The sequence below is a fragment of the Archangium gephyra genome (assembly GCF_049060025.1).
In the GTDB taxonomy this organism is placed as follows: domain Bacteria; phylum Myxococcota; class Myxococcia; order Myxococcales; family Myxococcaceae; genus Archangium; species Archangium gephyra_A.
The window spans coordinates 3,699,064-3,717,704 of sequence record NZ_JBMEQQ010000002.1; the positions used below are offsets into that span (position 1 = coordinate 3,699,064).

Consider the following 18,641-nt stretch of genomic DNA (forward strand, 5'->3'; position numbering starts at 1 on the left):
AGGGAAGATGGGGACCCCAATGATCTGCCTGGTCTGTGCCGAGCTTCGCGAGGAAGAGACTCGCGACACCTGTCCGGACTGCGGCGCCATGCTCGAGCCCGCGACGCGAGCCCAGGTGGACAGGCTCGTCCGCGAGAAGCTGAAGCGGCGGATCGCCGACTGGCAGGCCACGCGGCTGCTGGATCCCTCCACCGCGACCCAGCTCACCGCGTCCCTGTACGCCGCGTCCGCCGCGAGCGCCGCCGTCGCGGTGCCGCTGCTCGAGGACGCGAGCACCCTGGAGCAGAAGGCCGACGCGCTCGCCGGGAAGCTCGGGGAGCTCGAGGACTGGCGCCCCACGTGGGGCCAGTCGTTCTTCCAGGCGCTGGAGAACGCGGCGCGCGAGGAGCGCGAGCGCGAGGCCGGATCGCACACCCGTGAGGAAGGCATCGGCCTGGCGTCGGACTCGGGGCAGGCGCTCTTCCAGACCGGGGACGCGGGCGCGCTCGGGGGCGGGCTGGATGCGATGGTGGCGCTCGATGACCCCGCGAGCGGCGCGGCGCCCAAGCTGCACGAGTACGTGTGGTGGTTCCTCGGCGCGGTGCTGGTGCTCGGCGGCTCCCTCATGGGTGTGCGCGAGGCGTGGCGCGCGCTCGGAGGCGTGCCCCGGCAATTGCTCGTCACGGGCGCCCTCTTCGCCTACCACGCGGCCTTCGTCGGGCTCGGGGTGCTCCTCGCCCGGCGCTCGGCCTCGGCGGGACGGGTGCTCGCGAGCATCGGTATCGCGCTGCTGCCCGTCGTCTTCGTCGCGCTGTCCTCCCTGGTGGGTCTGGCCCCGGTGATGGGCTGGCCCGCCTCGGCCGGAGTCGCCGCGCTCGCCCTGCTCACCCTGAGGCCCACGGGACGGCTGTTGTACGGGGCCTCCCCGGTATCGCTCGGGGTGGCGCTGCTGCCCTCGCTGCTGGCCGGACTGCCCTTGATGGGGCTGGACGAGGCGCCCTGGACGCGCACCCTCTGTACCTTCGCGGGTGTGGCGGCCTTCGGGGCCTCGGCGTGGCGCGCCCGTCAGGAGGAAGCACGGGCCGGGCTCTCCGTGCTGACCACGAGCCTCTATGGCGCGGCCGCCCTCGCCGTCTTCTCCGTCGCGAGCACGCCGTCTGGCTTTGACGCCTTCTACCCGGGAAGCCCGCTCTTCGCGGGAATGACGCTGTGGGCGATGGCGCTCGCCGCGGTGGCCGCGGGCGTGAGCAGCCAGCCCTCGGCGCGCGAGGCCCATCCGCAGGCGGCGCCCGTGGTGGAGACGCTCGCGCACGCGGTGCTGGCCAGTGGCGCACTCGCCTCGGCACTGGCGGCCTTCTCCGTGCAGCCCGAGGTGGACGCCTGGGTGGACCTCGCGTCGGCCCTCACGCCCCTGGCGGCGGCGCTGACCTTCTTCGTGCTCGAGCCCCGGCGCCGGGCCCTCGTCCATCCGGCCGTGCTGGCCCTGGCCCTGGCCGGTGTCCTCCTGGCCCGGCTGATGATGCCCCTCGAGCCGCGCGGGTGGATGGTGGGCATCGCCACCGTGGGAGCGGGGCTGCTCGCCGTGGCCCGGCTGGGCCCACAAGGCAGGCTCGGCTTCTGGCTGCTCGGCTGGAGCGTGGTGCTCTCGCTGGCCTCGCTGCCGCTGACGTCGTACGGCGTCACGGGTTGGGGCTCGGACACCGGGTGGCCGGAAGTCGCCGCGGGCGCGCTGGTGGCCGTGGCCGCGCACCTCACGGGCGGCTACCGCTGGCGGGCGCTGCATTACCTGGGAGGCGTTGCCGCCGTCTTCGGCGCCTTCGGTGCCATCGACGCCCTGGGCGTGGAGCCGAGGGACTGGGCGCAGCTCTCCGTGCTCACCCTGGCGGCGGCGCTCTACGGCGTGGCGGGGCTCCTCCAGAGCGACGAATTCCAACCCCTGGATGACCTCTCGCTCGCCCTGGCCTCGTCGGGGGTCCTGCTCGCCCTCCCCGGCGTTCAGACCAGCGTCAACGGAGAGCCCCCGGGCTTCCTGAATGCCGCGCTCGGCTGCATGCCGCTCGTCTTCGCCTCGGCGCTCCTCCTGCTGCGTGTGAGGCGGGACCGCAGCCGGCTCGTCAGCACCCTGGCCGCATGGGGTCTCGCGCTCTCCGCCGTGGTGTTCATCCAGAGGCTGATCGTCACGGACCTCGCGGACCGTGCCCTGCTGCTCGCGAGCATCGTGCTCGGCTTCTCCGCCATCGCGTCGCTGCGAGGACGCGGGAACGAGGCGCCCACTCCCGCCCCGCGAGGCCGGCGGCTGATCGGATGGATCCGGCTGCCCTTCCCCGAGTCGGGCCGCGCGCTCTACACGGATGGCTTCGCCGCCGTGTCGGCCGTGGGGGTGGCGTTCACCCTCCTCCTCCTCTCGAACTGGATGCAGTTCCCGGCGGACGCCGAGCGCTCCAGCGCCGTGCTCGCCGGTGCCCTGCTCACGGGGAGCGCGGGGCTCGCCTTCCTCTCGCGCGGCTTCACCCCGTGGCGCCTGCGGGGCACGGTGGGGATGCTCGCCATCGCGGGCCTCTTCATCGCCTTCACGGCGGTGCTCAACCGCGCGGGACGCCCGCTCCCGCCCGACGTGAGCGCCTTCCGCCTCCCGTTCATTGGCGTGGGCCTCTGGCTGCTGGCGCTCGCCACCCGGCGCTTCGGGCCGGGACTCGGGCGACTGCTGGAGAAGGAGCGCCACGGCCGCATCTACCACCTCGTCCCGCACGCCGGGGTGGCCGCGCTGGCCGTGGTGCTCACGGTCAGCGCGTGGAGCACCGGAGTGCCCCGCCTCTCGCGCGCGCTGACGGTGGTGCCTCCGCTCCAGTTGCTGGGCGCCGGACTCCTCGCGCTGCTGCTCGCCTTCTCCTTCCGGGCCGCGGCACTCGCCCACCTGGGGTTGCTCCTGGGGCTCCCGGGCGCCGCGCTGTGGGCCGTGCATCACACCGTGCTCGGACATGAGCTGGTGGCGACGGTGCCTCCGGGGGCGCAGTGGGTGCGCGCCGAGTTCCTGGAGGCCGCCCGGGCCGGCCACTGGCTCGCGTCCGAGGCGTGGCTGGCCTCCGGGGAGACGGTTCCCCAACTGTGGTACCGGGCCTTCGCGGGCATCGCCGCCGCGGGGCTCGCCTATGCCGGCGCGGGGTTCGTGCTGAGTGCGGTGGGCGCACGGGTCAACGTCGTGCGGAACTTCCTGTTCGGGGAGTCCGGCTCCGACTCCTTCGGCCCGGGGCTTCAGGAGGCGCTGCACCGCTGGTCCGGCAACGCCGCGGGGCTCGTCTTCGCGGCGGCGTTCTTCCAGCCCGGGCTGGAGGCCGCCGGGCTCACCTTCTGCGCCGGGCTGTTGTTGCTCGCGGCGCGGGCGCGGCCCCAGGGTCATCTGGTGCCGGGCCTCGGCCTGCTCCTGGTCATCCATGCCCTGGCGCATCGCGAGCCCACCGTGGGCGCCTGGCCGGGCCCCGTGCTCGCCCTCGTGGGGTTGGCCGTGGTGGCGCTGAGCCCGTGGCTGGCCCGCCGGCGGGGACGTGACGAGGGCCATGCTCGCGCTCGGGCGCAACTGGGCGCCCTCTTCTACGCCCTGAACGCGGCGGTGTACGCGCTGGCCGCCGGTGGCGCCACCCTCGCGGACACGGCCGTTCCCAAGCTCCTGCTCTCAAGCGCCTACGGCCTCGGTGGGGACTGGATGCGGTCCGTGGCCCTGCCCCTCACCACGGTGCTCGTGGCCGCCACGCTGTTCATCGGCGCGTCCCAGTGGAAGGGCGCGCTCGCGCGGCTGGGCGCCGGATGGGCCACGGCGCTGGCGGGACTCGCCGCGCTGACGGGCCTCTCGGTGGCGCTCGTGGCGGGCGCGGAGGGGACGGGGTACGAGGCCCTCCTCACGCGGCACGGCCCGGCCCTGGCGCTCTGCGTGGCCGCAGTGGCGGCGCTCGCACACGCGGCCAACCGCGGGCTGCGGGAAGGACGCGAGGATCTCGCCCGGGGGCTCACCTGGGGCAGGGACCTGTGGCTCATCGCGACGGGTGGGTTGCTCGCGCTGGTGGCGGCCTGGACGAGCACCCCGGACGAGCAGGCGCTCCCGCTGGCGGGCTCGGCCATCGCCCTGGCGGTGGCGGTGTCGCTGCACTGCGCGTGGCGGGAGATGACGGGCCGGCACGTGTACTTCGTGCAGATGGCGGTGGTGGGCGTGTACGCGCTCGTGAGGGCCCTCCATGCCCAGGAGCTGCGGCCCGAGCACGATGCCCTCTTCGCCCTGGCTCTCGGCTTCGTGCTGGTGGGGGTGACGGTGCTGGCGCGGCGGGCAGGAGTTGCGCCGGTGGAGCGGGCGACACGCCGGTTCGCGGCGCTGCTGCCCGTGGGCATGGCGCTGGTGCTGCCCGGCGAGGCCACGCAGGAGGCCGCGCTGCTCGCGGGTGGCTCGGGCCTCCTGTACGCGGCCCTGGGCGCGGTGGAGCGCAGCCGCCTGTTCGGCTCGCTCGCGGCCACGGCCTGCAACGCGGCGCTGCTCATCGGCGCGCTCTCCATGGACATGGAGGGCATCGAAATCTACCTGGCGCCGCTCGGCCTGCTGCTGTTGATGCTGGGGCAGCTCTTCACGGGCAGCCTGCCGCGCGCGGCGAGGAACGCGGTGCGCATCCTGGGCGGCATGCTGCTGTACGTGCCCGCGGCGGCGAAGCTGGCGCTGCAGATGGGCCAGGCGGCGGACGGCACCTATGCCCTCGTGTTCGGCGCGGCGTGCCTGCTGGGCGTGGCGGCCGGCATGGTGCTGCACATCCGCGCCTACCTGGCCCTGGGGACGCTCTTCCTCACGCTGGACGTGGCGGCCACGCTCGTGCACGCCGGGTTGAGGGACCACCGCATCGGCTTCATGGTGATGACGCTCACCGGCCTCTCCATCGTGGGCGGCCGGGTGTTCGCCACCCTGCGCCGTCAGGAACTGGACCGGTGGCTCCGGGGCGTGCGCGTCGCGCTCAGGGGCTGGGACTAGGCCGGAAGTCCCCGAGGACGACGCGGGCCCGGCCCTCCATGGGGAGCTCCTGCTCCTCCACGTGAGGGACGCCGAGCTCGCGCGCCAGGTCCGCCAGGTACCGGCGCCACGGGTTGTACGGCATGCTGTTGTCCGAGCAGCACGGCACCACGGCGAAGGGCAGCCGGTGCTTCGCCGCGTACTCGATGATGATCCGCGTGGCTCCGTCCGGGTGCATGCCCACGAGCAGGTCGCACTCGCACGGCTCCTCCAGGGTGAACATGCGCTGCTCGTAGCGGACGGGCAGGTGCTTGTGGCGTAGGTCGAAGGTGGTGACCGTGCGGCCCAGCTTGGACAGGGCTTCATTCAACCGGCCCTGCCCTCCGGCGATGTCGTAGATGCGCGGAGCGGGAAAGCGCTCGGTGATGAATTGGGCGAAGAGGTCGAAGCGGCGCTTGTCGGCCATGCCGCCTCTCTACACCAGGTTGGGCCTCCCTGATTCCCGGAAGAGGGCCTCGGACCCCATCGAGGCCGCTCAGGCACCGGGCAACCGGGCTCGGCTCAGGAGAAGAGCCTCGAGCAGATCCTCGCGGGTGATGGCCGTCGCGCCCGCCGCCTCGCTCAGGGCCGCTTCGAAGAGGGCGCGCTTCTTCTCCTGGAGCCCCAGAATCCGCTCCTCCACCGTGCCCTGCGACACCAGGCGGTACACCATCACCGGACGCTCCTGGCCGATGCGGTGGGCGCGGTCCGCCGCCTGCGCCTCGGCCGCCGGGTTCCACCACGGGTCCATCAGGAACACGTGGTCCGCCGCGGTGAGGTTCAGACCGGTGCCACCGGCCTTGAGCGACATCAGCAGCACCGGCGCGCCCTCGGGCGTCTGGAAGCGCGCGGTGATGTCCCCGCGATTCGTCGTCGTTCCGTCCAGGCGATCGAAGGCGATTCCGGACGACTTGAGGTGCGGCTCGATGAGATCCAGCAGCGAGGTCCACTGCGAGAACACCAGGGCCTTGTGGCCGTCCGACACCGCGGTGCCGAGCGCCTCCACGAGCGTCTGCACCTTCGACGAGGAGCTGGCCTGCTGGCCCGGGACGAGCGCCGGGTGGCAGGCCGCCTGACGCAGCCGGAGCAGGGCCTCCAGGGCCTTGAGCACGCTGCCGCCCTCGTTGAGCAGGGCGACCACCTCGGCACGCGTCGCCGCCATCACCGCGTCGTAGACGGAGCGCTCCTTCTCATCCAGGGACACGTGCATCACGGACTCGGTGCGCGGCGGCAGCTCGGGCGCGACATCCCGCTTGAGCCTGCGCAGGACGAAGGGCCGGATGCGCTTGCGCAGCTGCTGTGCCGCCTCGGTGCTTCCGTCGGAGATGGGCCGGGCCACCTTCTCCTCGAACTGCCGGCGTCCCCCGAGCAGGCCCGGGTTGGTGAAGTGCATCAGGCTCCAGAGCTCCTCCAACCGGTTCTCCAGCGGCGTACCACTGAGCGCCAGCCGGAAGGGGGACTGGAGCCCGAAGGCGGCGCGCGCCACCTGGCTCTCGGGATTCTTGATGGCCTGGGCCTCGTCCAGCACGACGGCGTCCCAGGTGCGCCCCCCGAGTACGGCCGCGTCCAGCCGGAGGATGGCGTACGTGGTGATCGTCACATCGGCGGCCTCGTCCAGGGCGCGGCCGGGCCCGTGGTAGACGCACACCTTGAGCGACGGGCGGAAGCGCTTGAGCTTCCGCGGCCCAGTTGGGGAGCACGCTGGTGGGGCAGACGACGAGCGTGCGAGGGCCCAGCACACAGATGGTCTGGAGCGTCTTTCCGAGGCCCATGTCGTCGGCGAGGATTCCGCCGAGGCCCGCGCTCTTGAGGAAGCCGAGCCAGCTCACGCCCTGCTGCTGGTAGTGGCGCAGCGTGGCCGTGAGATCCTCGGGCAGCGTGGGAGCGGGCAGCTTCTCGAAGCCCTCGACGAGCGGCGCCAGCTTGTCGAGCCCCGGCGGAGGCGGCTGCTCGAGCGTCTCGCACAGCGCGCTCAGCTCCGGCAGGGCGTGGTTGGAGACGCGGCCATCCGCCTGCCGCGCGGCCAGGAGGTCCGCGACACGCTGCCCGTTCTTGTCCAACCAGGCGCGGGGCAGAGGCGCCCAGCCGCCGCCCTCCAACGGGACGAGCCCCAGCCCTTCGTTCCACGCGCGGATGACGGCGGCCGCGTCCACGGAGTGCGTCGCGCCCTTGTCCCCTTCCACCTGGAACTCGAGCGTGAAGCGCACGTCGGGAATCCCGGGCCCGGTGACGGTGGACTGCACCTCGAGCTTCGGCCGGAGCTGGACGTTCGGGCTCACGATGCCCGCGGCGTCGCCGGAAAGATCGCCCCGCCAGCGGCGGATCTTGTCCGCGAAGCGCACCATCTCCTGGCCTTGCACCGTCAGCCGCCGGCCGGGCACCAGGTTCAGCTCATCCCGCAGCGAATGGAGGAGCCGCTGTTCGGCCGCCTCGTCGCGCAGGGGGACGGCTCCGCGCAGGTAGACCATCCGCCCGTTGTCGATCCGCACCGAGGGCGGCGCGCCGTAGACGAGCGTGGGCAGCACGGACAGCCCGGACTCGAGCTGATTGAGCTTCCAGCAGGATGCGCGGCTTCAGGTCGCGGTCGATGGAGGGCAGCCGCTTGCTGCGGACGTCGATGGGCATGCGGCGGCCCAGCTCGGGGAGCACCTTCGAGGTGATCTCCCCCATCTGCTCGGCCGCGAAGGTGCGGACGACCGGAAGGTTCTGGAGCCAGGGGCCCGTCATCGCGGTCTCGCCCAGGCGCGCCAGCGCATCTCCGAGCAGCGCGACCCCCGGGCTCACGACATCGACGACACGGGGATCCTTCGCCACCGTCACCACCAGTTGCCCGCCCCGGTCCTCGACGAGGGCCCGGGGAAGGACGACCTCGTCCGAGACGGCGACGGGCCGCCCGTCGAGCAGGACGTTGCGCGCGGATTGGAGCACCTGGAGCAGCGCATCCAGCCGCTCGGGAGGAAGCGCGCCCCGGATGCGTTTCTCCAGGAGACGATCCGCGAGGAGATCCGACTGCTCGATCTGGAGGGTCGCGGCCTTGGCCGGCCTGGCGACGATGGAGGCAAGACTGTCCTCGAGCGGCTCCTCCTTCCCATCCGGGTGCGCGAGCGTGCGGTGGAGCTCCAGCCCTCCGGAGACCCGGGTGAAGTGGTAGACGACGCGGGACCACTTCTTGGTGACCGTCTCCAGCGGGGTGTCCTGCTTCTCCGCCTGCTGGACGAAGATGGCCGCCGCCACCACGTGCTCGCACGGATCCACCCGGCCGGGGCAGTCACACTCCCAGACGGCGTCGTTCGGGTAGAGGGTGACCGTGAGAGCAACCGGGCGGCCTGGCGCCTTGACCCTCAGCTCCAGCTCCGTGGGCTTCTGGGACTGGAGCGAGACAGCCCCATTGCGGGAGAGGTTCACCCCGGTGGTCCAGATGCCGGGGCGGGCTTCCTTTCGAACGGCTTCGAGCAGTTGAGCGGTCGCGGACATGGGAGATGGGACTCCCTACGCTCCGAGGACGCGCGGCGCAACGCCGATGTGCCCACCCGGGCACAAAGGAAACAAGAAGCCGCTCCGTGTGTCAGTCAGCGTCCACCGGGTTCAGCCGGGAGCGCTCAGCCGCCCTGGAGGCAACGCTGCAGCACGGAGACGAGTGTCTCGTAGCGCAGCGGCTTGCCGAGCACCCGGCTCGCGCCCAACGAGCGGGCGACCTCGGACGCGAGCGAGTTCACCTGTCCCGTCACCACCAGCACGGGCGTGTCCGGCCGGAGTTCGCGGGCCGTGCGCACCACCTCCAACCCCTGGCCTCCGGGCAGCACCACATCCGTGATGACCGCGTCGAAGAGCTCGCTGCGCAGGCGCTGGACGGCCTCGTCCGGCGTGCACAGGCCCACCGTGACATAGCCGTCCATCGACAGGAGATCACACAGCGCGCCCGTCGCCACGGGCTCGCCGTCCACCACCAGGATGCGCTTCACGGGCTTCAGGGTATTCATCGCCCGACCCACGGATGGGCACGGACGCTGCCCGGGCGGCGCACGGTGGGCACGGGCAGGGGGAAGGCCAGCTCCAGGGCATCCGCCGCGTCGGCCAGCGGCCCATGCGTGGCCTCGATGCGCGCGAACTTCGCCCGCACCCGCTCCATCACGTCCACCGGGAGCAGCCGCCGCACCATGGGGAAGAACCGCATCTCCTCCGCCTCGGTGTGGCCCCTGTGCAGGCGCACGTAGCGCTCGGAGAGGGTGAACAGCGCCTCGGGCTCCTTCTCGCCCTGCGTGACGGCCCGGACGGCCTCGCTCAACTCCGCCGCCAGCTCGCGCCCCGCCGTATGCTGGGCGGAGAGCGCCGCCAGCACGCCCGCGCCGGGGAGCAGCCCTCGCGAGGTGATGGCCTGGAACACTTCGTCCTCCTTCGCATCGTGGCTGCCGTCCACGAAGGTGCGGAGGAAGTGAGCAGCGCGCTCGAAGAGCACCGGCGACACATCTCCACCTCCGCGGCCGTACTCCACGGCCCGCTCGAGCACGTCCATGACGCGCTCGATGTGGCGATGCTCATTCACGAGAATATCGATCGCGTCCATGCTCATACCGTCCGGGAGAAACGGGGCCGCTCGGCCCGGCGCAGGTAGGCGTCGAACACCATCGCCACGTTGCGCACGAACAGCCGCCCCAGGGGGGTTACCTCGAGCTGGCTGCCCTCCCGCCGCACCAGCCCATCGTCTTCCAGCGGCTCGAGCCGCTCCAACTCCAGCGCGAAGTCGCGCGGGCCGTCCTCGCCCAGGTCCACCCAGAAGTTGCACATGAGCTGGGTGATGATGGCGCGGCGGCGGCGGTCGTCCTCGGTGAGCTGGATGCCGCGCTCGGTGGCGAAGCGGCCCTCGCGCACGCGCTCGTAGTAGTACGGCAGGGCACGGACGTTCTGCGCGTAGGCCCCGCCCACGTCACTGATGCCGGTGGAGCCGAGCGCCACCACGTCCTGCGCCGCCTTCACCGTGTAGCCCTGGAAGTTGCGCCCCAGCGCGCGCCGCTGCTGGGCGAGCGCCAGCTCGTCCTCGGGCACGGCGAAGTGGTCCATGCCGATGGGCAGGTAGCCCGCGTCCACGAAGGCCGCCCAGGCGGCGCGGAACAGCCCCTGCTTGGTGCGCGCGTCCGGCAGGGCCTCGGCCGGCATGCGCTTCTGGTGCTTGAGCACGTCCGGGATGAAGGCGAAGGAGTAGACGGCGAGCCGGTCCGGCCGCAGCTCCAATATCTGGCGCAGCGTGCGCTCCCAGCTCTCCGGGGTCTGGTACGGCAGCCCGTAGATGAGATCGAAGTTCACCCCGGAGAAGCCCAGGCCGCGGGCGTGGTCCAGCAGGGCGCGCGTCTGGGCGAAGGGCTGGTGGCGGTTGGTCACCTCCTGCACCTTCGGATCGAAGTCCTGCAAGCCCATGGAGACGCGGTTGAAACCGAGCTGCCGCAGCAGGGTGAGCTGGGCGGGCGTGGTGATGGCGGGGTGCACCTCGATGGCCACCTCCGCGTCCGGGAGGGGCGAGAGGCGCCGGGTGATGCCGCTCCACAGGCGCTCGATCTGCGATTCGGTCAGGAAGGTGGGCGTGCCGCCGCCCCAGTGCACCTGGGACAGCGTGCGCCGGCGGCCCAGCCGGTCCACCACCTGGTCCAGCTCCTGGAGGACATGGTCGATGTAGACGTCCGCCGCGCCGCGGTCCTGGGAGATGACGACGTTGCACCCGCAGTACCAGCAGAGGCTGCGGCAGAACGGCAGGTGGACGTAGAGGGAGAGGGGCTCCTCGGCGCCCGCCCGCCCGGCCGCGTCGAGCCGCTCGGCGTAGTGCTCGGTGCCGAAGTCCTGCTTCCACTCGGGCACGGTGGGATAGCTGGTGTACCGGGGGCCGGCGACGTCGTAGCGGCGCATCAGCGCTTCGGAAGGAGTCGGAATGTCGAGGGATGCCACCATCGGTCCCGAGCCATTCCAAGCACCGTGCCAACGCCGGGTGCCCTCGGAAACCCCCGTCCTGACGGGGTTTTCGGGTGCAAGGGCTGCGTCCGGGCGCAAGGGTTGCGCGGGTCCGCGGACCCGGGAGGCGGGCTTCCAACCCTTATGCCTGCCCGGACGCCTGGCGGATGGCCTCAGCCGCCCCGCCCTTCAAAGCCCAACGGGTTCGAATCCCGTCGGGGACACACAAGCCGAGGCCGGAAGCCGCTGAGCCATCAGGGGGTTTCCGGCCTCGGTGCTTGCAGGCTTCGTCCGCGTCTCCAGAATGTCTCCACGCCGGAGAATCTCCCCGTCCCTCCTCCATCACCCGTATGACGAGCCACCCTCTCCTCCTCCGCACCTGCGTGGGGGACCAGAGATTCCAGGGCACCTGTGAGTAGGCCTCCACCTGACGAACCAGGCACCTCCTGGAAGTCGGGCTCGGTCCATGCGAACAAGAGCATCTGGCCTCCAGCAGGCGGAGAGGCCAGCGAGGAGGCACGCGTGGACGAGGAGAAGAAGTCCGAAGCGAGCGGGGAGAAACCGGAGCGGTTGGGGCCGTACCTGATTCAGGAACAGGTACAGCAGTCCAATGACAGCCAGGAGGGGCTCTATCTGGCCACGCACGAGACGAGCGGGGCCACGGCCCTGGTGCGCAAGCACGCCACCGAGGAGAGCGCGGCACCGCGGAAGGACTGGCGAGTGCTCCTCGGCTCCTGGGCCTCACCGGGTTACTCCGCCATGGAAGTGGAGCACACCGACTGGGCCAGGGCCCAGGACAGGCAGTCGGCGGAGTCGCTGCTGCTCACGTTGGAAGGTGTGCTCGAGGAAGTGCGGCGCATGGTCCGCGCCGTGTCCGACACCCACGAGCCCCGCCTCCGGTGGCGCCTGGGATGGGGCGTGGTGAGCGCCACCACGGTGTGCGCCCTGCTCCTCACGCTGGTGCGTCTGGCCTCCGTGTCCCAACCCCCGAGCGCCCCGCCCACCCCCCTGAGCCACGAGGCGCCCACGGCAGCCGGGACGTCGGACTTCCGCGCGGCGCTGGCGGAAACCACCCCCCAGGAGCAACCCGTGCTCACCCGGCCTCTCCCGAAAGAGCCCTTCAAAGGACAGAAACGTCCCCCCTGCACTCGCTACACCGAGGTCGAGCTCGTCGGCGCCTGCTGGATGCCTCACAAGATCAAGGCCCCGTGCCCGGAGGACCTCTTCGAGTACCAGGGGGAGTGCTACGTGCCCTCGTTCAGCGCCAAGCCGCCGCCCTCGTCGCTTGGGCGGTGAGGGAAATTCGAGCACCTCTTGCGTCTCGACAGGTTCTAGCCCCACCCAGGAGAACACCATGAAGCGCATCCTCTCGACGCTTTCCCTCGCCAGCCTCTTCGCCGCTGCGCCTCTCGCCTGCGGCCCCAACAACAACAAAGGCGGAGAGCCGGCGGCTGTCTGTACGGACCTGTGCACTACCTCCGGCTTCACCAGTGGGAGAGCCGAGGTCTTTCCACACGAGCTGAACTGCTTCTGTGAGGGCGGCTCGGCCTCCGCCCAGGTCACGGCCGCGGCATGCACGGAGACCTGCACGGACCTGGGCTGGTCTGCAGGCAACGCTTTTTCCACCAGCGCCTGCCAGTGCGATTGAGGCGGGGCCCCGGCCCAGCCCAATCGGGGTAATAGAACCAGGAAACCCGGCTACTTCGATTTTTTCCCAAGAAAGCGAAACTTCGGAACCCCAACGGCCGAGAATCCCCGCACGGCGTCCCCCCTCAGCCCGATAGCGGTCCCGCCCCATGACCTTCGTCAACAAGTTCCGGCCCGTCCCCAAGCCCGTCACCGCCAAGACGACCCAGCCCCAGCAGCCCTCGGCCAAACCGGCGGCGAACACGGCGAAGCCGGCGGCGACCCCTCGGGCGGACACCTTCGAGCCTTCGCGCAAGACGGATCCCGTGGTGTTGAACCCCGCCGCCGCGGCCCCCCACACCGCCACGGCCGCCACCGACACCCCGGCCGCCGCCGCCACCGACACCCCGGCCGCCGCCACCACACCGCAGGCCCAGGCCCAGCAGGACGCGGCGCGGGTCGAGCAGGCCTATGCCCGGGGCGGCGCCACGGAGGCCGCCAAGGAGCTGGAGACCCTCGTGGCGGACCACCCGGGAGATACCGCGTATGCCGATGCCCTGCTGCGCGAGGCCCAGCCCACGTTGGAGAAGATCTCCACCGAGCTCGGCGACCGGGTGCGCGACAACCAGGATGACTCGGGCTCCAACAAGGTGACGCGCGACACCCTCACCTCCCTGGCCAAGGTGGCGGACGCGGCCGGCCCCGAGGGGCGGGCGCAGCTCGGCACGGCGCTCGCCGCGGGCCTGCCGGATCAGACGGATCTCAACCAGTTCGACGACGTGCTCTCGGATCTGGCCGATGCGGGCCAGGGCCACGCGCTCTCCAGCGCGATCCTCGGCGCGCTCGTCGGCACGAAGCCCCAGGCCGCCCAGGAGCTCTCGGAGCTGGCGGTGGATCAGGTTCAGGAGGCCCAGGACACGTACGCGGACGCCGTCCAGGCGCGCGACGAGATGGAGGCCCGGCTCGCCGAGGATCTCGCGGCGTTCGGCGGGGCCCTCACGCCCGAGCAGGTGGAGGCCTACAAGGCGGAGTTCCGCGCGAAGCACAAGGAGGTCTACGACGCCGAGCGCGCGGCCTCGGACGCGCTGGCCTCCACGCTGGAGACCAACCGGCCGGCGCTGGAGAAGCTGGCCGTCGAGGGCAACGAGGACGCGGCCAAGGCGCTCTACGAGGGCTACAACGAGCTGGCCCGCAGCACGACGCACGCGGATGACGCCATCCGCTGGGTCTCCGAGCTTCTCCCAGAAGCCCGCGGGCGAGAACGCGCTCTTCCGGGCGATCGACGAGGCCACCTCGGGCAATCTCGACGAGAAGCTCGAGAACGAGCTGCTCGCCACGGCGGTGCCCAACGCCCAGGCGGAGATCCTCGGCGGGGACTACCCGGGCACGCCGGAAGAGGGCGCGCTGGCGGCCTTCGAGGACCTCAAGATACTGCTGGAGCCGCTCAAGGCGGCCAAGGCGCTCTCGAAGGTGCCCGGCCAGGTGGGCGAGTTCCTCGACGCCACCCGGACAGCGGTGGTGGATCGCAACTGGGACAAGGTCGGCCAGAACCTGCTCGGCAAGTGGGACGAGAAGAGCGCCTTCGGCAAGGCGCTCGGGGTGGCCGCGGTGGCCCAGAGCGCCTACGGCGCAGTGGACGCCTTCGCCAACGGCCGGTACCCGGACGCCATCAAGAACTCGGCGGCCTTCGCCAGCGGCGCGCTGGAGCTCACGGCCGGGGTGCTCAAGACGCTCGGGAACGCGAGCGGCCTGGCGACGGACGCCGCGAAGTTCGCCGCGCGGGCGGCGCCGGTGCTCGGCCTGGTGGTGGACGCCGTCCAGTTCGCCCAGGACGTGCACGGCATCTTCAATGATCCGGCGAACGCGGGGAAGTGGATCCAGGCACTGGGCACGACCATCTCGCTCGTGGGAGACGTGGCGGGCGCGGTCCCCGTCCTGGGCACCGCGGCGGACCTCCTGCTGGGCACCATCGGCGCGGGCATCCACGCCATCGGCGGCTTCATCAGCAACGTCATCACCGGCAATCGCGAGCAGGAGGCGCTGCGCGCGGAGCAGACCGAGCTGCTGCGCGAGGTGACCGGGCTGAACACGGAGCAGGTGCACGAGCTGCTCGACGCCGGGGCCAAGGACATCGAGCGCCTGCGCGGCCTGGGCCTCACCCCCGAGCAGATCCAGGAAATGGCCACGGACGACAGCATCGACCTCGGGTCGATGGAGACGGCGGTGCTGCTCAAGAACGCCGCGGCCTTCGGATTGGAGGGCGAGGATGTGATCGATCTGCTGCGCGCGGGTCAGGACAGCGACGAGCTGGAGTTCATCCTCGTCCAGCTCCTCAACTCGCCGGAAGCGGTCCGCGGCGCGGCGCAGGGCGATCTCTCCGAGTACCAGGAGAACCTCCTCCGGACGCTCGAGGCGTCCGGGGAGCAGGGCCAGCGGGTGGCGGAGATCCTCCGCCGGGGCTCGGGGGAGACGGACTTCAACGTGTGGGGCCCCGCCTACGACATCCTCGAGGGCGATGGCCGGATCGTCTCGTCGGCCTGAGCGTCCCTCCACGTGTGATGCGGAGAATTCGAAACCCCGGCACCGGGGTATAGAACGCCTTGATGGAGCCTCGAATGAGAACACGCATGCACGCGCGCACGGTGGCGTTCACCCTGCTCGCGCTGACGTTGTGGGGATGTGGGCCGCAGGAGCCGCGGACGGACGAGAGTCTCGCTGACACGGGCTCCACAGAGGCGGGTCTGGAACGCCCGCTGACCATGGGCGGCTTCTACAACGTGCTCATGCAGGACGGTGCCGATCCCTGGGTGTACCGGCACACGGACGGCTACTACTACTTCACCAAGACGACGGGCGGGGACGTGACGCTGTGGCGCTCGCGCACGCTCACCGGTGTCGATGCGGGCGAGCGGAAGACCATCTGGTTCCCGCCGGCGTCGGGCCCTGGCAGCAAGGGCCTCTGGGCACCGGAGATCCACTACCTCGATGGCAAGTGGTACGTCTATTACGCGGCGGACGACGGGAACAACGCCAACCACCGCATGTACGTGCTCGAGAACGCGAGCGCCGACCCCTTCCAGGGCACCTGGACGAGCAAGGGGCAGATCACCGACTCGACCAACCGCTGGGCCATTGATGGCACCGTCCTGGTGGTGGGCACCGAGAAGTACTTCCTGTGGTCCGGCTGGGAGGGCACGGTCAACGACAAGCAGCACCTCTACATCGCGCGCATGAGCAGCCCGTGGACCCTCGGCTCGGCCCGGGTGCGCATCTCCACCCCCACCTATACGTGGGAGACCAACACCTCGCCGCAGGTGAACGAGGGGCCGCAGATCATCGTCCGCAACGGCGTCATCAGCCTGGTGTACTCGGCCAGTGGGAGCTGGACGGACACCTACTGCCTGGGACTCATCACGGCGCGGGTGGGCACGGATCTGCTCAACCCCGCCTCCTGGACGAAGCGCTCCACTCCCCTCTTCCGCAGTGGCAACGGCCTGTACGGCCCGGGGCACCACGCCTTCACGAAGTCGATGGATGGGACGGAGGACTGGATCGTCTACCACACCGCGCGATGGCAGGGCGCTGGGTGGACCCGGAACATCCGCGCCCAGCGGTTCACCTGGAACGCGGACAACACCCCGAACCTCGGTGTGCCGGCGGCGCCCAACCAGCCCATCCCGCTCCCGTCCGGCGAGCCGAGCCGGAGCCACTACGAGGCCGAGCGGGCCGCCTTCGCCAATGGCCCCCGGGTGGTGGCCGAGACCACCGCGGCCGAAGGGTCCAAGCTCAGCTATATCGACACCACGCAGAGCTACGTGCAGTTCACCGTCTCCGTTCCCCGCGCGGGCGAGTACATCGTCGCCGCGCGCACGGGAAATGGCACCTCGGGCGGGCCGTGGGCGGTGCACACGCTCTCGGTCAACGGCGGTCCGGGTACGGACTTCTTCATCGCGTACTCGGGGTGGAACCGGTGGGGCAACGCCACGGCGCGGGTGCAACTGCTCGCGGGCAACAACACGCTGCGCTTCACCAAGAAGGAGCACTACGCCGAGTTCGACAGCATCGACGTGTTCCCCACCAATACCCTCGCGGGAGGCGCGATCGCCGACGGCACCTACCGGCTGATCTCCAAGAGCAGCGGCAAGGCGCTGGACGTCGGCGGGTGCTCGCCGGCGGATGGCACGGACGTCATCCAGTGGCCCTACACGGGCGGGGAGTGCCAGAAGTGGCGGGTGCAGCACGTGGGGGGCGGCTACTACGCGCTGCTGGCGGCCCACAGCGGCAAGGCGCTGGACGTGGCGGGGTGCTCGGCGGCGGATGGCGCGGACGTCATCCAGTGGCCCTACACGGGTGCGAGCTGCCAGCAGTGGCTGCTGGAGCGCACGGATGACGGCGTGAGTTTCCGGCTCCTGGCCCGGCACAGCGGCAAGGCGCTGGATGTGGCGGGGTGCTCCACGGCGGATGGCGCGGACGTCATCCACTGGCCCTACTCGGGTGCCAACTGCCAGCGCTGGTACCTCCAGGCACCCTGAGCCGTGAGCGGGGTTGGAGTGGAGAGACTCCTATCCCTCGTCACTGGCCCGGCGCGGACGGCGGCGCGCGAGGACGGGCACGAGCAGGGAGAGGAAGACGGCGGCGAGGCCGGGGCTGGTACTGCAGCCGCCCTCGTCGTCCTTGGGCTCCGCATCCCCGGCGTCCAGCCCGCCGCCCGTGCCCGCATCGAAGCCGCCATCCGCTCCGCCCCAGGTGCCACCGTCACCGCCCGTCCCCGTGCCGGCATCCGCCGGCGTCCCCCCGTCCGGGGGTGTGCCGGTGCCGCAGTCGCCCAGCGAATGCTCCAGCGCACCGAGCGTGTAGGCCCCCGCCGACGGCCGTGGACGGGCGCAATGGTCATCCGTCACCGAGGCGCGCGCGGCGGCGCCGCCGATGAGCGGGGCGACGTTGCCCTCGATGCGCAGGTCTCCGGCCAGCGGTGCCACGTACCAGGAATCCCAGGTGGCCGAGGCCACGTTCATCAGGTTCGTGCCGGCGGTGAAGGTGCCGCCCTCGCGGGTGCGGATGACGGAGGACAGTACGTTGCCGTGGGCCTCGCCGGTGGAGGAGGCGAAGCGGAAGTCCACGCCGGTGGTGCCGATGAGCGTGTTGAACAGCACCTTCGTGTTGGCGGCCTTGTTCAGGTAGATAGCCACATCCGAGCAGTTGATGATGACGTTGTTGCGCAGGATTCCATCCGAGTGCTCGGGGTTGCAGGGGACGTTCACGTCGAAGGCCGGCGCGCAGTAGGCGTTCCCCGTGCCGCCTCCCCCGAAGGACAGGCCGATGCGCGTGTTGCCGGCGGGAGCATCCTTGGTGCAGATGACGCGGTTGCGCTCGAAGACGCCGCGCTTGCCGCCGCTCTTCATGAACGCGCCGTAGGAGATGCCGCTGTTGGCCTTCGAGAAGTCGTGGATGTAGTTGTCACGGACGACCCAGTCGTCACCGGTGTCGATGTTGAGCTTGGTGACGGGCGTCGACGTGTTCCGGACGCGCGTGTCGTAGATTTCATTGTTCTCGATGAGCCCCCGGTGAGGGATTTCGTAGACGCCGCTGGCGTTCGGCACCGCATTCACCTTGAGCTGGGCGTTGAAGTCGCGGACGCGGCTGTTGCGCAGGACGAAGTTCTCCGCGTGGCCCGTGACATGGAAGGCGTGCTCGCAGTTCACGTCCTGGGCGCAGACCCCCTCGATGGTCAGGCCGTCGAAGACCCAGTACCGGCCTGACACCTTGAAGCCCTCGGTCGCGTTGAACCGGATGAGCGCCGCGTGCCGGTTCGCGGCCCTCACGACGATGGGTTGGGACGCGGTGCCATTCGCCGCGCAGTTCAGGTTCGCGTTGACGGCGTACGTGCCGTCCGTGAGGACGATCTCGTCGCCGGCCTGGGCGGAGGCGAGCGCTGACTGCAACTGGGTGACGGTGGAGACGTTCTTCACCGCGGCGAGGCTGGTGCTGGAAATCAGGAGCAGCGTCAGGAATGGGATTCGCATGGTCAGATCCAGTATGGCTTGAGCAGGTCCAGCTTCACGGGAGGGAACTTGTAACC

General features: G+C 70.9%; 10 protein-coding genes and 1 pseudogene. 5 read left to right on the forward strand and 6 right to left on the reverse strand.

The genetic code is table 11. The features are described 5' to 3' along the window. Nucleotides 1-19: 19 nt before the first annotated feature. Entirely contained in the window at nt 20-4,981 is a 4,962-nt protein-coding gene (locus ACN28I_RS16045) for a hypothetical protein (protein WP_420942891.1), read from the forward strand. Here the strand turns inward: ACN28I_RS16045 and ACN28I_RS16050 are convergent. The 5 genes and pseudogenes from ACN28I_RS16050 to hemN all read right to left on the reverse strand — a co-directional run bounded on the left by ACN28I_RS16050 (nt 4,965) and on the right by hemN (nt 10,936). Then, nucleotides 4,965-5,426 (reverse strand): hypothetical protein, encoded by a 462-nt coding sequence (locus tag ACN28I_RS16050; protein ID WP_420942892.1) that lies wholly within the window; start codon nt 5,424-5,426, stop codon nt 4,965-4,967. The two genes, ACN28I_RS16045 and ACN28I_RS16050, sit on opposite strands and share 17 nt — an antisense overlap. Nucleotides 5,427-5,495: 69 nt before the next feature. Next, a pseudogene (locus ACN28I_RS16055) lies at nt 5,496-8,473 on the reverse strand (SNF2-related protein). A gap of 125 nt (nt 8,474-8,598) precedes the next feature. Beyond that, nucleotides 8,599-8,979 carry a response regulator gene (locus ACN28I_RS16060; protein ID WP_420942893.1) on the reverse strand — a complete coding sequence of 127 codons (381 nt, stop codon included), beginning with the start codon at nt 8,977-8,979 and terminating at the stop codon, nt 8,599-8,601. Beyond that, nucleotides 8,976-9,563: a hemerythrin domain-containing protein gene (locus tag ACN28I_RS16065; protein ID WP_420942894.1), complete on the reverse strand. Its 588-nt coding sequence runs from the start codon at nt 9,561-9,563 to the stop codon at nt 8,976-8,978. Before ACN28I_RS16065 ends, ACN28I_RS16060 begins: the two co-directional genes overlap by 4 nt. A 2-nt stretch (nt 9,564-9,565) precedes the next feature. After that, on the reverse strand, nt 9,566-10,936 hold the full coding sequence (hemN, locus tag ACN28I_RS16070) for an oxygen-independent coproporphyrinogen III oxidase (protein ID WP_420942895.1): 1,371 nt from the start codon (nt 10,934-10,936) through the stop codon (nt 9,566-9,568). Nucleotides 10,937-11,458: 522 nt separating this feature from the next. Here hemN and ACN28I_RS16075 point away from each other — a divergent pair. From ACN28I_RS16075 to ACN28I_RS16090, 4 genes are all read left to right on the forward strand, one after another. Next, complete coding sequence (locus tag ACN28I_RS16075) at nt 11,459-12,232, forward strand: hypothetical protein (protein ID WP_420942896.1); 774 nt, start codon at nt 11,459-11,461, stop codon at nt 12,230-12,232. 58 nt (nt 12,233-12,290) lie between these two features. Beyond that, a complete protein-coding gene (locus ACN28I_RS16080; RefSeq protein ID WP_420942897.1) occupies nt 12,291-12,584 on the forward strand; it encodes a hypothetical protein in 294 nt (97 codons plus the stop codon). A 148-nt stretch (nt 12,585-12,732) separates the two neighbouring features. Then, on the forward strand, nt 12,733-14,415 hold the full coding sequence (locus ACN28I_RS16085; RefSeq protein WP_420942898.1) for a hypothetical protein: 1,683 nt from the start codon (nt 12,733-12,735) through the stop codon (nt 14,413-14,415). A gap of 762 nt (nt 14,416-15,177) precedes the next feature. After that, nucleotides 15,178-17,094, forward strand: a complete 1,917-nt coding sequence (locus ACN28I_RS16090; protein WP_420942899.1) for an RICIN domain-containing protein — start codon at nt 15,178-15,180, stop codon at nt 17,092-17,094. A gap of 30 nt (nt 17,095-17,124) precedes the next feature. Here ACN28I_RS16090 and ACN28I_RS16095 read toward each other — a convergent pair whose 3' ends face one another. Further along, nucleotides 17,125-18,585 carry a chondroitinase-B domain-containing protein gene (locus ACN28I_RS16095; RefSeq protein ID WP_420942900.1) on the reverse strand — a complete coding sequence of 487 codons (1,461 nt, stop codon included), beginning with the start codon at nt 18,583-18,585 and terminating at the stop codon, nt 17,125-17,127. Nucleotides 18,586-18,641 lie beyond the last annotated feature (56 nt).

Bases quoted from the DNA above. Each gene is read 5' to 3' on its own strand.
- ACN28I_RS16045 (WP_420942891.1), top strand. From the start codon at position 20: ATGATCTGCCTGGTCTGTGCCGAGCTTCGCGAGGAAGAGACTCGCGAC.
- ACN28I_RS16050 (WP_420942892.1), bottom strand. From the start codon at position 5,426: ATGGCCGACAAGCGCCGCTTCGACCTCTTCGCCCAATTCATCACCGAG.
- ACN28I_RS16060 (WP_420942893.1), bottom strand. From the start codon at position 8,979: ATGAATACCCTGAAGCCCGTGAAGCGCATCCTGGTGGTGGACGGCGAG.
- ACN28I_RS16065 (WP_420942894.1), bottom strand. From the start codon at position 9,563: ATGGACGCGATCGATATTCTCGTGAATGAGCATCGCCACATCGAGCGC.
- hemN (WP_420942895.1), bottom strand. From the start codon at position 10,936: ATGGTGGCATCCCTCGACATTCCGACTCCTTCCGAAGCGCTGATGCGC.
- ACN28I_RS16080 (WP_420942897.1), top strand. From the start codon at position 12,291: ATGAAGCGCATCCTCTCGACGCTTTCCCTCGCCAGCCTCTTCGCCGCT.
- ACN28I_RS16085 (WP_420942898.1), top strand. From the start codon at position 12,733: ATGACCTTCGTCAACAAGTTCCGGCCCGTCCCCAAGCCCGTCACCGCC.
- ACN28I_RS16090 (WP_420942899.1), top strand. From the start codon at position 15,178: ATGAGAACACGCATGCACGCGCGCACGGTGGCGTTCACCCTGCTCGCG.
- ACN28I_RS16095 (WP_420942900.1), bottom strand. From the start codon at position 18,585: ATGCGAATCCCATTCCTGACGCTGCTCCTGATTTCCAGCACCAGCCTC.